The organism is Peribacillus sp. NPDC097895 (assembly GCF_050277555.1).
Taxonomy (GTDB): domain Bacteria; phylum Bacillota; class Bacilli; order Bacillales; family DSM-1321; genus Peribacillus.
In genome coordinates this window covers 1,089,623-1,103,763 of record NZ_JBNNSH010000001.1, presented here as the reverse complement: position 1 = coordinate 1,103,763, position 14,141 = coordinate 1,089,623, and the positions used below count along the sequence as shown (strand labels likewise).

Here is a 14,141-nt window from a genome sequence, read left to right as displayed (position 1 = left end):
AAAGCAACCAATTAGTATAGGTATGAATAAGAAATGAAGAAAATCAGGAGATACAACAAACTAATTCCATTAAAACCGTTCTTTTAGAGCGGTTTTATATTTTCACTATTTGAGATAACGAAAAAAATCCAAAGTTTCTTTACCAGCCTTTCCATCCGCTAATCAATCTTTTTTCGTTCTTGCGCATCACTTGTATTTAGTGCCAATGTCCATCCTAAAGTCGCTTAGGAGCTACAAGGACAAAATCCATTAAGGTAACTTTGGATACTTACTCTCATACTGATGCTAATATACAAGTCGATGCCTTGAAAGCGTTGGATGAGATGCTTAACTAATGTACCCTTTAATCCCCTACCATTTACTTTAATAATCACAAATTCCCCCTTATATCTGAAATTCTTTTTTTGAATAGCATTTTTTCTTGGATGATCCATTTAATATGAACTTTGATTGTCATTTGGAATCGATATTAACCGAATAAAAGTTGATGTCTTTAAATGACAATTTTAAATAATCAAATTTTTTTCTTTTTTAGGCAATTAATGATAAAGTCATTAATACTGCGGTCTTGAACAAACAATACCAATATTAATCATTGTTTTAAGCGCTTACATCAAGAAATGCCAAATTGACATAATCAACAGTTCAATTGTAAAATTAACTGAAATTTAAGATAATTCTTTACCTAGGAAGGTGTTTAACGTGTATCGGATTTTAGTGGCAGATGCCATCAAACCAGAAGGACTCGGACCGCTATCAGAGGCATCCAATATTCTTCTTATTCAGAAGACAGTAGAGGAAGCGGCAAGCGAACTTGATCAGATTGATGCAATACTTGTAAGAAGTGCAACGAAGGTAACGGAAGACTTAATGAACCGTATGCCACAGTTGAAAATTATTGCACGCGCTGGTGTCGGTGTCGATAACATAGACATCCCTGCTGCGACAAAACGCGGGATAGTCGTGGTTAATGCACCTGACGGCAATACCATTTCAACAGCTGAACATACATTTGCTATGATGGCTTCGTTAATGCGTCATATTCCGCAAGCTTATGCTTCTCTGAAGAATGGGGAGTGGAAACGATCTTCATACACAGGAACGGAACTTCGCGGTAAAACGTTAGGAATTATTGGGTTTGGCCGTATCGGAGGGGAAATTGCCAAACGTGCTAAAGTGTTTGGTATGGATGTCATTGTATATGATCCGTTCCTTACTGCTGATCGTGCCAAGAAAATGTCCGTAACATCCCTTCCCTTAGATGATTTGCTTCCTAAAGCAGATATCATTACTGTACATACACCTCTAACGAATGAAACTAGAGGATTAATCAATAAAGAAAAACTGCTTACCTGTAAAAAAGGCGTTTATGTCCTGAACTGTGCCCGCGGTGGAATTCTAGATGAGGATGATTTATATGAAATGATAGTTGCAGGTCATGTAGCAGGGGCTGCACTGGACGTTTTCGTCGAAGAACCTCCACTTGGCCATAAACTGCTTGAACTGGATAGTGTCATCGCTACACCTCATTTAGGGGCATCTACAAAAGAAGCCCAATTGAACGTAGCCGTACAGGTCGCACAAGAAGTACTGACCTATTTCGAGGGAAATCCAGTCTCGAGTTCTATCAACCTTCCAGCCATTTCTAAAGAGGTGTTTGAAAAAGTTCAACCTTTCTATCAACTCGTCCAGCAAATGGGATCCATTGCTTCTCAGTGCATGAAAGAAGGTATTCAGGAAATATCTGTTACGTATGCAGGAGAATCATTGGACTTCGATACAGCGATTTTGACAAAAAGTTTAATCTCAGGTTTCTTCAAATCAAGAGTTGATGCATCCGTCAATGAGGTTAATGCCTTACTGGTCGCAAAAGAGCGTGGCATCACAGTTGGGGAAAAGATCTCTTCGGATTCTTTAGGTTACTCTAACCTGATCAGCCTTAAGGTAAAAGGTGATAACCGTGAATTAACAATCAGTGGAGCGTATATCGCAAATTACGGTTCTCGAATTGTAAGTTTGAATGGCTTCAAAATCGACTTTCAACCGGAAGAAAATTTACTATATATCCAGCATACCGATAAACCTGGTGTAATCGGTAACGTAGGTAAGGTGCTTGGAGATCACGGTGTGAACATTGCCGCCATGCAGGTCGGTCGAAAAGAAGCTGGAGGGGAAGCCATCATGGTTTTAAGCTTTGATAAACCATTAGAAGACAACATGAAGCAATTTTTAATGGAAACAGAAGAAGTTACATTCTTGGCCCGCATTTCATTATAAGAAGAAAAAGTGCCCGCTAGAAGAGGGCACTTTTCTATTTGCATACAATGATTAGTGTGTTTTTAACTCCAATCCTTTATTCTGAACAAATACGGCACGGATCCTCATCATTTAGCCCTGTCCCTGCATCAATTCACTTGGTTCGGTGCTTTAGGCACTACTATGTCGTCAGTTAAATTCAGACGACCCACCTTTTCAATAGGAGCGTTTTCAAACTTGACTTTTTTAAAACCAAAATCCTTAGCAATGAAGAGTATGGCTTCTAAAGCTTGAAGAGATTCCTCACTATTTTCAATAGCCGCATGCTCTGATAATTGAATGGTCACAAGGCCACCCTCTGAATTTATATTGTCCCAATTCATGTCTTCCGGGATTGCAGGTTTTATTCCCTCTATATCCTGCTCACCTTTTCCCGCTTGAAGGGCTTCCTCAAAATCCTGATAATCCCTTTTGCTTGGAACAAGCAACCGTGGAGAGGTTTCATCTTTTTGATAAAGAAGGTATGTGCGATTTTTTTGTTGAGGTACCTCCGCCTCCTTTAAAAATCCCGCATGTAAAAACATTGCACCTTGCTTACCATCTGTAGCAAACGTCATCTTCTCTATACTATTATAGGAAAACGTTTCTTCCATCGAATGGAGAAACAGTGCATCATCATCCAATAATTGGCTGTTTTCTTGAAACTCGATATGAGCCGTGGTCATATCGTTTCCTTGGCTAATTTTTATATCAAGTGGAAAATAGTCAGATAGCCCATATTGCTCTTCATTGATATCGGACATTTGATTCACTAACTGATTCAGTGTATCCGTTCTGTCAAAGAGATTGAGTTTGATAGAAATGGGAACGATGACTTTCATATGATCATCTGGTACACCCATGGTAATGGTCGATTCATTTTTTAGGTCGTCCTGATAAATCGCATGTGCGAAGGTTTTTTCCTTGTCCTTTTTAAAAGGTTTTATTTGTGAAACCTCGTCTTTAGATTCACTTTCTGCTTGCTTACTCAAAAACTCCTGATTCCCCTGTTTATCTTCTGAAGTATTCTCATTAATTTTTGCACCCTGTTGTTTTGACTCTGACATTTCCTTACTTTCTGAAATGGATAATTTTCCACTCTCGCCGGTGTCCTCTTGATTTGTAGTTCCTTCTTTTCCAATAATGATTGATGACGCCAAAACTACCATTAAAAATAAGGAGGCAACGCCCGCAATTAAGGGTAACCAATGTTTCTTTCTCTTTTTATCATGTATTCTCGCAAACACCTCTGCCTTGGTTCGTTCATCTTTTACTTTTGGAAGCTCGCGCAACATGTCTTCAATTTCGTTTTCTTTCCAATGGGATTTTCTCAATGCGGTGTCCCTCCTTTCCTGATAAATCTTCCATCATCTTTTTGATCGCCTTTAACGCACGGTGTTGGGTCGTTTTTACCTTACTTTCACTCCAGTTCAATACTTCAGCGGTTTCTGTTATTGATATGCCAGATATATATCGTAAAATGATGACGGATCTTTGATTCGTGGTACATCTGTTTAAGCATCGATAAATATCCTGGATGTCATCGTTCATAATAGCCACTTCTTCCGGAATGGGCTGAGTATCTATAATCAATTGCCTATCCCAATCAAAGTTAGAAAAGATTTTGTCCTTCCACCCTTTTTGTTTCCGAAAATAATCAATCGTCACATTTCTTGCAATCGAATAAATCCATGTTTTTACACTGCTTTTTCCTTCAAACCGTTCATATGCCTTCATAACCCGGATATAGACTTCCTGAACAAGGTCCTCTGCCGTTTCTCGATTTTTGGTCATATAAAATATGAATTGATAAATTTCCTGATGATATTTTTCATAAAGATCGTGGAAAACGGAATCCATCATTTCCCCACATCCGTTCATAAATATAGTCGTCATTCTTACATAAAAGTTACATTCTTTGGCTTTAATCTTATTATAAAGTACCGTTAATTTCCACAAATCCAAGACTTCTTATCTTGCTTCCTAAAAAAAACAAAGACAAGTTGGAAATGAATCCAATTGCCTTTGTCTTCACAGTTTCTTATGAAACAAGATTTTCTGGCAAGCTACCCGTTATTCATTCAGCATTTTCCATAATTCGAGGCAGGATAAAACTGAATGTTGTCCCTTTATTAGGTAAACTGTTTACCGAAATGTAGCCATCATGGGCATTGATGATATTTTTTACGATTGCCAATCCCAATCCGGTACCTGACTGTCCGCGGGTCCTTGCTTTGTCCGCTTTATAAAATCTCTCGAAAACAAAAAGTAAATCTTCTTCGGGAATACCCGATCCAGAGTCCTTCACATCAATGATCAGACCTCTTCGATCACTTGTCCTCTGAATGACATCAATGTTTCCTCCTGGAGGAGTATGTCGAATTGCATTATCAATTAAATTCGTCAAAACCTGTTCAATGCGGTCAGGATCAAAATGCCATTCGATTTCATCGTCTTGAAGAACCGTGGATATCGAAATCCCTTTATCCTTGGCCGGCCCGGAAAACTTACTTGTAATCCTCTTTAAATAGGAAGAAATGGGCACACGTTCGTAGCTAAGATTCATTTTTCCCGATTCCAATCTTGCTAAATCGAGTAGATCATTGACTAAACGTCCCATTCTCAAAGACTCATCATAGATGATTCGGGCCATTTCCATCTTTTCCTCTTCACTGCTTGCAATGTCATCTACAATCGCTTCACTATACCCTTGTAACATTGAAATCGGCGTTCTTAACTCATGGGAGACATTTGCTATGAAATCCGTTCTTAGTTTGTCCATTCGTCTTTCATCACTAATATCCCGTATGATGGCCACCGCTCCCCGAATATTGTCGCCATTGGTATATAATGGACTGACAATCAATCCCCAATCGCGACCTTGCAAGGTAATTTCACCAATTCGCTCCTTATCGAAGGACTCTGATTCATCAAAAAGGTTCATCAACACCAACGGGACATTCACATTATCTTCCCGGTTATAGCCTTTTTCAAAGTACCAGGATTGGAGAAACCTTTCCGCTGGGGGATTCGTTTCAAGAATTGTGCCATCCTTATTGAATGTAATGACCCCATCAGCCATACTGCTAAGAATGCTAGAAAGATGTTCTTTTTCCTGGCTAAGTGCATTTATATTGAATTTCAGTTGCTTTCTCATCTGATTGAACGCTATGGCCAACTCACCGATCTCATCCTGTGTCAAGATTGGCACCTTTGTATCAAATTTCCCCCGGGCGATGGCTAGTGCGGCTTCCCTCATCTTCACCAATGGGGCATTGATTCTAGTCGATAAAAAGAAAGCAAAAACCGTTGTCAAGATAATGGCGATCCCTGCGGCCAATAAAATGAACTGTGTAGTGGATTTAGTCGTTTCTTCCATGGATTCCAACGATTGAAATAAGAAAACTTCATCCTGTTCCCCATTCAGTTCAAGCGGAACCCCTACTACAATTGCGGATAATTCCTGGTTCCCCTTTCCATCGGATAGAGCCATTTCCTTTTTTACTGTCTTTCTTTCCGTAAAAACCTTGCGCAATTCGGAGTCATTCTTAATGGATTCCGGAGTGATATCAATCTCCGTATCACCAATGGATGAGAAAATCATTTTGTCATCGTTTAGAATGATCATTTTCGTTTCGTTGCCTATTAATTCTGAAGCTATTTGTAAAACATCCGTGTTAGATCCTTGATGATCATTTGTCACCTTGATGATTTGTTCAGCCGTTTTGGTTAAATCATTTTCAATATTTTCAATTTGGAAATTCTCAAAAAACTCGACGAGCAAAACGGTTAATACGATTAATACAAACGACACAAGCAATAGAATCGTTGCCCAAAGCTTCCCTACAACACTTCCCCATAGCATCATCAGTCGTTCATGACTTCGAACTTGTAACCTACACCCCAAACAGTGACAATCATCTTGGCTGCGTTTTCGGATATGCGGTTTAATTTTTCACGTAAGCGTTTAACATGCGTGTCAACAGTTCGAAGGTCTCCAAAGAATTCATAGTGCCATACTTCTTTTAACAGTTGCTCCCGATCGAATACTTTATCTGGGGATTTCGCTAAGAAATATAATAATTCATATTCTTTTGGCGTTAAAGAAACCTCTTTATTATCGGCAAGTACACGATGGGCATCATTATCAATGGTTAAATGCGAGAAGACAATCACATCTTTTGCCGTCGTTTCGGTCTGCATATAACTAGTGTTTGAAGAACGCCGTAATAAAGCTTTGACCCTTAACACAACTTCACGGGGACTGAACGGTTTGACGATATAATCATCGGTCCCCACTTCGAACCCTTGAACCCGGTTCACTTCTTCACCTTTTGCCGTCAGCATGATAATGGGTGTTGTTTTCTTCTCCCTTAACTCACGGCAAACTTCTATTCCATCTTTACCAGGCATCATAATATCCAATAAGATTAAATCATAATCATTTTCAATGGCTTTTGATAAAGCCTCTTCTCCATTTTCAGCTTCATCAATTATGTAGTCTTCTCTTTCCAAATACATCTTTAACAACCGGCGGATTCTTTCCTCATCATCCACCACGAGAATAGTAATAGCATTATACATTATGTAATCAGCCTCCTATCTTATATTCTACAAAATGAATACTTCCATGACTAATAATTTTTCCCTCCAAAGTACGTTAAAAAGACAATTTCGTATGGGTTCTATGAACTTTTCACCATATTGTCACAATAAAATGACTTCCACCGCTCCCCCACTAACTCAAAGTGGCTATTCTAAAACCGTTATATCCTTTTAAAGTGAGGGACAGAAAAAGGGATCATTCTCCAGAAAAATCGATAAACCATCTCCTCGACGTTTCTATCAAAAGACCCCCTTCATCTAACTATTACAATACAGAATCAAGCATATGAATGCAAACCAGCAATAACAAGATTAACGAATATCAAGTTAAAGATCATGATGGCAAAACCGATGACGGCAAGCCAAGCTGATTTTTCCCCTTGCCACCCTTTAGACATACGCAGATGTAAGAAAGCTGCATAAAACAACCAGGTAACGAGTGCCCAGACCTCTTTTGGGTCCCAGCCCCAGAATCTTGTCCAAGCCACTTGAGCCCAGATCATTGCAAAAATAAGTGCACCGAGTGTAAAGATTGGAAAACCGATAAGGACTGAACGATAACTGATCTCGTCCAATAAATTCAAATTCACATTTTTAACGATCGGTTTTATCAATGCTGCCACCCTTTTACGCGCAATCAATCTTATTAGACCATAAAGGACGAGTCCCATTCCGATTGACCAAATGACAGTATTCAATTTCTTAGCATTGATCAGTGGAGGCATGCTCACCATCGGTTCAAACCGATCCGGCTCAATTAGTTTCCCTTCATTGGGACCCACTAAAGCAGGTAGGTTGAATTCCTGTTTAACCTCCGCACCGTGTTTATCGACCCAATCAAAATTCGCTTTATAATCCATCGCTGAAAAAGTTGAGGTGATGATGACAAAAGCAAGAGCGCTTACTAATGTGAACATGATGAATTCTAGCCAGAACGTTCTTTTACTGGATTGTGTTTGATCGACGAATTTAACCAGATAAATGATGGCTGCAATGAAACTTATCGCTAGGATCGACTGTCCTGCCGCTGCCGTCGTCACATGAATATGAAGCCAATCGCTCTGCAAAGCAGGTATGAGTGGCGCTATTTCTGTAGGAAACATGCTTGCATATGCGATTATCAATAACGCAATCGGTAAAGCGAACAACCCAAGTGCAGGTGTTTTATAAAGGAAATAAATTAAAATGAAAGCACCGACCAGCATCATTCCGAAAAAGGTCGTAAATTCGAACAGGTTACTTACCGGGGCATGGCCGGCAGCAATCCATCTTGTGATGAAATACCCTATTTGCGCAGCAAAACCGAGAATGGTGATGAAAATCCCCAGTTTAGCCCATTTATTTTGTTTCTTTTCCTCCGCTCCCCGTTTATCCTTTATCGCCCCTCCAAATAAAAAGGTAGCGACAAGATATAATAAGAAAGCTGCATATAAAAAGTTACTGCTTACTTCAGCCATTTAAAGCTTCCCCCTTTGTAGAAGATTTCTCCTCCTCAAGTTGATCCGTTGGTTCGCCAAGAGATGTGGATTCTAACGCTTGTTTTATATCTCTTTTAATACCGTGCCAGTTTTTATTTGTATGGCCGGCTATCAATATCTCATCGTGTTTCCTCTTAATCCATATACGTCGGTGATTCCAATACGAACCTTGGACCACACCCACCATGAAAATGATTCCACCCGAGAAAAGGATCCAAAGCGTTAAATCCTTCCTAACGGTCAAAGCCGTGACGTCTTGCGTCTCCACACCACTAAAAGCCATTTTATACGTGTTTTCCCCTAATGGCTCCACATTTTTTTTAATGGCTACAAAACTGACTTCACCCTCAGGCTTGTCCGGTGTATGCATTTTAAAGATAAATGCTGGATTATTCGGAATCTTCGATATCGTTCTGGGCTCACCTTTTTCATCGAACTCGAAATCGGGGAAATAGCTGATCAAATCAACAGAATAACCTTTACCCAAATCGTATTTCTTTTGAGGATCATTCAAATCAACCTTTAAGCTGCCAAACTTCTCTTCTGTGTTTTTGTTCATTAAATTAAAAGCCATCGTACTGAGTTCATCCAGTTTATAATCTACTTGGTAGAGGGCATAATGATCATGTTTCAGAGGTTCATTGACTTTGATTTTAAAATCTTTAAGCTTTTCAAGATCCACTTTTTCCCCTGGTATGGTTTCTCCCTTGCGCTGATAGAGTGTGACATCGGATTGATAGGTTTTAACTATCGTACCTGTTTTATCTATTGCAGCACTAAATTGTTCATCTTCTTCATTTCCTTTGTCATACACGTCCAAGGTAAATTCATTATTCTGGAGATAGTATTCGCCATTGGTACCCGGGATTTCTTTTCTCTCGCCTTCCCGGAGCCAAAGGACTTTGTCGATGTACATCCCAGGGACAGAACGCAATAATGCTCCAATTAAAAAAATGATAAGTCCAATATGATTTACATAGGGTCCCCAACGTGAAAATCGACCTTTTTCGGCAAGTATATGACCGTTTTCCTCTCGTATATGATAACGCTGCCTTTTTAGTCGATTCTTTACTTCTTCAAGGTTTATATCTTGGTCTTCAAGCTTCGTCACTCCATAAATCCGCTGCCGTTTCATGAAACCATCATGACGAGTGACCCCTTGGTTTTTTAAAGATCGATATAAAGGAAAAAAACGGTCGATACTGGCAATCAAAAGTGATATGCCCAGCATGCCAATGATAATCAAATACCACCATGAACTATACAAATTATGAAATCCGAGTTCATAATACAACTTTCCGACCCAGCCGTATTCAAGTTCATAATGCTCTGCCGGCGTCGCAGTTGAAGGGATGTACATTTCCTGAGGTAAAATCGTCCCGATAGCTGAAGCGACCAAAGCAAGGACAATGAGCGTCACTCCTACCTTTACGGAAGAAAAAAAGTTCCATATTTTATCAATGAACGTTTTTTGATAGGTTTGTGAACGCCTTGCACTTCCTTCATATCGCATATCAATAAGCTTGTTTTCTTTGTCGTTACCAAGCAACATCCCGCATTTCCCACAAATTTTTGTGCCAAACGGATTTACATGACCACAATCGCATTTTACTTCTTTCATGTCAAAAACTCCCCAATATTATGGTTTAATTCTCTCCATATGCTTTTGGATGCTCTCTTCTGTCAAAGCTCCGGTGATGATATCTATCACTTTACCTTCTTTATCAACCAAAAAGGTGACTGGCAAAATATCCACGCGATAGGCATTTTCCACTTCCCTGCCTTTGTCGATCATGACAGGAAAGGTAAGATCATGCTTTGTAATGAAATTATTGACAGCATAGTCAGATTCCCCGACATTAACGGCTAATATTTCCACGCCCTGGTCTTTAAAGTTTTTATACTGATTTTGCATATAAGGCATTTCATACTCACACGGCTTACAATATGTACCCCAAAAGTTCAGGAAGACGCCTTTCCCTTTGTAATCGGACAGTTTATGCGCTTTACCTTCCATATCCGTCAAAACGAAATTGGGTGCATCGGATCCTTTTCTCAAACTTTCATTCTTATCTTTAGTGAAGTTCGTATAAAGGGCAAACACTAAAGCTGCACCTAAAAGCAAAAGAATGATGGTCCTGCTTATTAGGCGTCGCTTCTTTTTATTCATAGAAATCCTCCTAAGTCCACACCAAATTTAACCATACCATTATACCATCTACCACCATGTCCCTTTTAATTACATTTCCGAAGGTTTTATGACTTTCATTCCTGCTTGCTTCATGAAAGAAATTGTATTTACAGACTGTTTTCCACCACCTATTCTTCCACCATGGGAAGAATGGGGTAGTGGTTTCAACCTATTAATAATTGAAAAATTCTTTCTTACATTCTCCGTTGTTTAGGATCGGTCGATGCTAAAGTTCGCATTAATTTAACTTCATGCGGAGTCAGTTCCCGGGAATCTCCTGCAGTTAAACCGTCCAAGGTCAAAAATCCATATTGTTCCCTCTTCAGTTTAATGACAGGATGACCAATCGCCTCAAACATCCGGCGGACTTGTCTGTTTCTGCCTTCATGTATTGTGATTTCAACAATGGCCGTTTCCTTATTTTTGTCGGTAGACAATACTCTAGTTTTGGCTGGAGCAGTCTTGCCGTCCTCCAACTTGATACCTTTATCCAACTTTTTCAAGCTTTCACGCAAAGGCATCCCTTTCACTTTTGCCACATACACTTTATCTACTTCATGCTTCGGATGCATTAACGTATTGGCAAATTCTCCGTCATTGGTTAAAATCAACAAACCGGAAGTATCATAATCCAAGCGGCCAACTGGATAAATCCGTTCATTGATGTAAGGGAAATAATCCGTTACCACTTTTCTATTCTTATCATCCGAAACTGCCGAAATGACACCGCGCGGTTTATAGAATACGAAATAAACAGGAGCTTCTTTTTCAAGCGGGACTTCATTAACTTGAACTTTATCATTAGGACCCACCTTCACACCTAATTCCTTCACTACTTTACCGTTCACTTTTACCTTACCTTCTAAAATCAACTCTTCTGCTTTCCGACGGGAAGCCAGTCCAGCATGTGCTATCACCTTTTGTAATCGTTCCATCTATCTTCACCCCATAGTATAATCATTCGTTTGTTAGTGTCTATACATACACAATCATACAATTATTACATATAGAGTGGCAAAAACAAAAGGTTTTTCGCGATTAAGAGCTTTTCTTTTATTATTACACCAAATCTGAGATGGTTAAATGGTTTAGTTTCCATAATGAGTGTAACATAGCTTTTTTTTCCATACAAAAAAATGTTTCTTTTAGATGTAAGTTTGATCCCAAGAAAAAAGACAAAAAAAAGAAACGGGATTGCCCGTTTCCTCTCTTAATTCATTCCGAAAACCAGTGTGACGACGATAACGGCTGCTATGATACCGACCAAATCTGCCAAAAGGCCGACCTTAAGGGCATCTCCCATTTTTTTTATTCCGACAGCTCCAAAATAAACGGTCAATACATAAAAGGTGGTGTCTGTACTTCCCTGAATCGTGGCAGCTAGGCGTCCAACAAAGGAGTCCGGACCATAAACCGATATCAGATCACTGGTCATACCTAAAGCGGCCGTACCTGATATTGGTCTAATAATCGCAAGCGGTAAAACCTCTGACGGAAAATGAAGCAGGGAAAGCAATGGGTTTAGTGATTGTACAATGAAGTCCAATGCCCCTGATGCCCTAAATACTGAAATGGCAACAAGCATCCCTACCAGGAAAGGGATAAGTGAAAAGGACATGTTAATCCCCTCTTTCCCTCCCTCGACGAAAGTTTCATAGGTGGGGACTCTTTTCAATGTACCGTACAGTAATATAGAGAGAATCAAAATCGGTATCATCCAAATCGAGATAGTGGTCATCCAGTGCAACATCCTATTCCCTCCCGCTCCTCTTTCTCCTGTAATAAAAATATCGATCTATCGCGATTCCTCCAACGGCAGAAATGGCCGTAGCTATTATAGTCGGAAAAACGATGTCCGTCGGGGAGTGGGCATCGTAATTCATGCGGATTGCGATGACTGTCGTCGGAATCAACGTTACGCTTGAGGTATTGATCGCTAAAAAAGTGACCATCGATCGACTGACCGTTGCTTTACCGCCATTTAGTTTCTTTAGCTGCTCCATTGCTTTTATACCAAGTGGCGTAGCCGCATTACCCAGACCGAATGTGTTTGCCATCATATTCGATAGTATATACCCCATAGCGGGATGATTAGGAGGAACTTCAGGGAATAGCCATCTCATGAATGGCTTGAACAAGATGGATAGTTTATCAAGCAGTCCCGATTCCTCCGCTATTTTCATCAAACCTAACCAAAAAACAAGAATGCTCATAAGACCCAGACAAAGGGTGACCGCTTCCTTTGCGCTGACAAAAAGAGCCTCATTCACCTGATCCATCGTCCCATTAATCATGCCAAATACAATCCCGATTACAGTCATTCCAACCCAAATGTAATTAACCATTGCGTTCGATTCCCAATACTGCTTCGAACACCTCAGCCCATGATGATTGGAATGATTGTTGTTTGAAGCTTTCTTTTGATTCCCCATAAAAAATCGAACGAGTACCTATTTTCTTTCCATCGAGGTAGATGGAAGCTCTCCCGACAACATCCGGTATTTTCCTTTTATCTTTCCAAGCTTTCTGCGGTTTCAACAATTTCATTTTCACATCGACCAATTTTCTTTCATCTTTCGTGAGTGGATACGAAAAATCATTTTTAATGTAAACATGCCCTTCATACGTTTTATTTTGCATATTTTTTACCATGCCTTCAGGTAAAATTTCCGTTGGCTTATAATCCTTAAAAGCGGATTCGTACATTTGAATATGATCATTCCAATCATCAGGGCCATTCAATGTCACTGCGATCAGGTCATGCCCTTTTTTTGTTGCCGTCGTGACCAAGGTGCGTTTTGCTAGTTTGGTATACCCTGTTTTCCCACCTGTGCAATACTCATATAATTGTGTAAGAAGGCGATTTTTGTTCTTCCAGATATAATCCCATTGTTCTGTTGAATTATGGGCTCTGTGCTCCTTGGTGCCGGCAATCTTTACATATGTTTCATTTTGCATGGCATAACGAGTCAGTATAGCCATATCATATGCGGTTGAATAATGGTTTTCCGTATTATCCAGACCATGTGGATTTGAAAAATGGGTATCCTTCATACCGATTTCTTCTGCCTTTTGATTCATCATCCAGACGAATCCATCCAAGCTTCCACCAACCTTTTCGCTGATTGCGACTGCTGCATCATTTCCTGAACGCAGCATCAAGCCATAAACCAAATCTTCGAGCTTAATCTTTTCTCCTTCTTTTAAATAAAGGGAAGAACCCTCCGTCCCGAAGGCATTATTACTTATCTTTACCGTTTCATCCATTTGTCCCGATTCAATAGCCAAGATAGCCGTCATTATTTTCGTAATGCTTGCTATGCGATTTTTTTCATGAGCTTTCACTTCATAAATGACCCTTCCGCTATCCTCATCCATCAAAATCGCGCTGTGGGCACTGACGGCTACATTTGCGTTGGCGCTTTGTACAGGTGCCATAAAAGACAGCAGGAGAATGACAATACACAGACTTGATAACCCTTTATATCGAAAACGCATGAGTGCCCCCTCGTCTCTTTACTTGTTTTTGTACAAGTTTATGCAAAGGGACAAGGGTTATGAATAAAAAGAAT

At 39.8% G+C, this 14,141-nt stretch carries 12 protein-coding genes; 1 reads left to right on the top strand and 11 read right to left on the bottom strand.

Going from position 1 to position 14,141, the window contains the following annotated elements:
• The first annotated feature begins 702 nt into the window (after positions 1-702).
• A complete protein-coding gene (gene serA, locus ACQKMH_RS05285; protein ID WP_427586385.1) occupies positions 703-2,277 on the top strand; it encodes a phosphoglycerate dehydrogenase in 1,575 nt (524 codons plus the stop codon).
• Between the two features lie 128 nt (positions 2,278-2,405).
• Here the strand turns inward: serA and ACQKMH_RS05280 are convergent, their stop codons facing one another.
• From ACQKMH_RS05280 to ACQKMH_RS05230, 11 genes are all read right to left on the bottom strand, one after another.
• Positions 2,406-3,629, bottom strand: a complete 1,224-nt coding sequence (locus tag ACQKMH_RS05280) for a GerMN domain-containing protein (RefSeq protein ID WP_427586384.1) — start codon at positions 3,627-3,629, stop codon at positions 2,406-2,408.
• Complete coding sequence (gene sigX / locus ACQKMH_RS05275) at positions 3,595-4,155, bottom strand: RNA polymerase sigma factor SigX (protein WP_427587518.1); 561 nt, start codon at positions 4,153-4,155, stop codon at positions 3,595-3,597. Before sigX ends, ACQKMH_RS05280 begins: the two co-directional genes overlap by 35 nt.
• 217 nt (positions 4,156-4,372) lie before the next feature.
• Positions 4,373-6,163, bottom strand: coding sequence for an ATP-binding protein (locus tag ACQKMH_RS05270; protein ID WP_427587517.1), 1,791 nt, complete (start codon positions 6,161-6,163; stop codon positions 4,373-4,375).
• Positions 6,163-6,879, bottom strand: a complete 717-nt coding sequence (locus tag ACQKMH_RS05265) for a response regulator transcription factor (protein ID WP_427586383.1) — start codon at positions 6,877-6,879, stop codon at positions 6,163-6,165. Before ACQKMH_RS05265 ends, ACQKMH_RS05270 begins: the two co-directional genes overlap by 1 nt.
• Positions 6,880-7,178: 299 nt before the next feature.
• Positions 7,179-8,357: a c-type cytochrome biogenesis protein CcsB gene (gene ccsB, locus ACQKMH_RS05260; protein ID WP_427586382.1), complete on the bottom strand. Its 1,179-nt coding sequence runs from the start codon at positions 8,355-8,357 to the stop codon at positions 7,179-7,181.
• The gene (gene resB / locus ACQKMH_RS05255) at positions 8,350-9,999 is read right to left on the bottom strand and encodes a cytochrome c biogenesis protein ResB (RefSeq protein WP_427586381.1); all 1,650 of its coding nucleotides are present in this window, start codon (positions 9,997-9,999) and stop codon (positions 8,350-8,352) included. Before resB ends, ccsB begins: the two co-directional genes overlap by 8 nt.
• 18 nt (positions 10,000-10,017) lie before the next feature.
• Entirely contained in the window at positions 10,018-10,548 is a 531-nt protein-coding gene (gene resA, locus ACQKMH_RS05250; RefSeq protein ID WP_427586380.1) for a thiol-disulfide oxidoreductase ResA, read from the bottom strand.
• Positions 10,549-10,763: 215 nt separating this feature from the next.
• Positions 10,764-11,504: a pseudouridine synthase gene (locus ACQKMH_RS05245; protein WP_427586378.1), complete on the bottom strand. Its 741-nt coding sequence runs from the start codon at positions 11,502-11,504 to the stop codon at positions 10,764-10,766.
• A gap of 275 nt (positions 11,505-11,779) precedes the next feature.
• Complete coding sequence (locus ACQKMH_RS05240; RefSeq protein WP_427586377.1) at positions 11,780-12,319, bottom strand: spore maturation protein; 540 nt, start codon at positions 12,317-12,319, stop codon at positions 11,780-11,782.
• A gap of 1 nt (position 12,320) precedes the next feature.
• Positions 12,321-12,914 carry a nucleoside recognition domain-containing protein gene (locus tag ACQKMH_RS05235; protein WP_427586375.1) on the bottom strand — a complete coding sequence of 198 codons (594 nt, stop codon included), beginning with the start codon at positions 12,912-12,914 and terminating at the stop codon, positions 12,321-12,323.
• Positions 12,907-14,067, bottom strand: a complete 1,161-nt coding sequence (locus ACQKMH_RS05230) for a D-alanyl-D-alanine carboxypeptidase family protein (RefSeq protein WP_427586374.1) — start codon at positions 14,065-14,067, stop codon at positions 12,907-12,909. Before ACQKMH_RS05230 ends, ACQKMH_RS05235 begins: the two co-directional genes overlap by 8 nt.
• Positions 14,068-14,141: the final 74 nt, after the last annotated feature.

Bases quoted from the DNA above. Each gene is read 5' to 3' on its own strand.
- sigX (WP_427587518.1), bottom strand. From the start codon at position 4,155: ATGGATTCCGTTTTCCACGATCTTTATGAAAAATATCATCAGGAAATT.
- resA (WP_427586380.1), bottom strand. From the start codon at position 10,548: ATGAATAAAAAGAAGCGACGCCTAATAAGCAGGACCATCATTCTTTTG.
- resB (WP_427586381.1), bottom strand. From the start codon at position 9,999: ATGAAAGAAGTAAAATGCGATTGTGGTCATGTAAATCCGTTTGGCACA.
- ACQKMH_RS05230 (WP_427586374.1), bottom strand. From the start codon at position 14,067: ATGCGTTTTCGATATAAAGGGTTATCAAGTCTGTGTATTGTCATTCTC.
- ACQKMH_RS05240 (WP_427586377.1), bottom strand. From the start codon at position 12,319: ATGTTGCACTGGATGACCACTATCTCGATTTGGATGATACCGATTTTG.
- ACQKMH_RS05270 (WP_427587517.1), bottom strand. From the start codon at position 6,163: ATGATGCTATGGGGAAGTGTTGTAGGGAAGCTTTGGGCAACGATTCTA.
- ACQKMH_RS05265 (WP_427586383.1), bottom strand. From the start codon at position 6,879: ATGTATAATGCTATTACTATTCTCGTGGTGGATGATGAGGAAAGAATC.
- ACQKMH_RS05245 (WP_427586378.1), bottom strand. From the start codon at position 11,504: ATGGAACGATTACAAAAGGTGATAGCACATGCTGGACTGGCTTCCCGT.
- ccsB (WP_427586382.1), bottom strand. From the start codon at position 8,357: ATGGCTGAAGTAAGCAGTAACTTTTTATATGCAGCTTTCTTATTATAT.
- ACQKMH_RS05235 (WP_427586375.1), bottom strand. From the start codon at position 12,914: ATGGTTAATTACATTTGGGTTGGAATGACTGTAATCGGGATTGTATTT.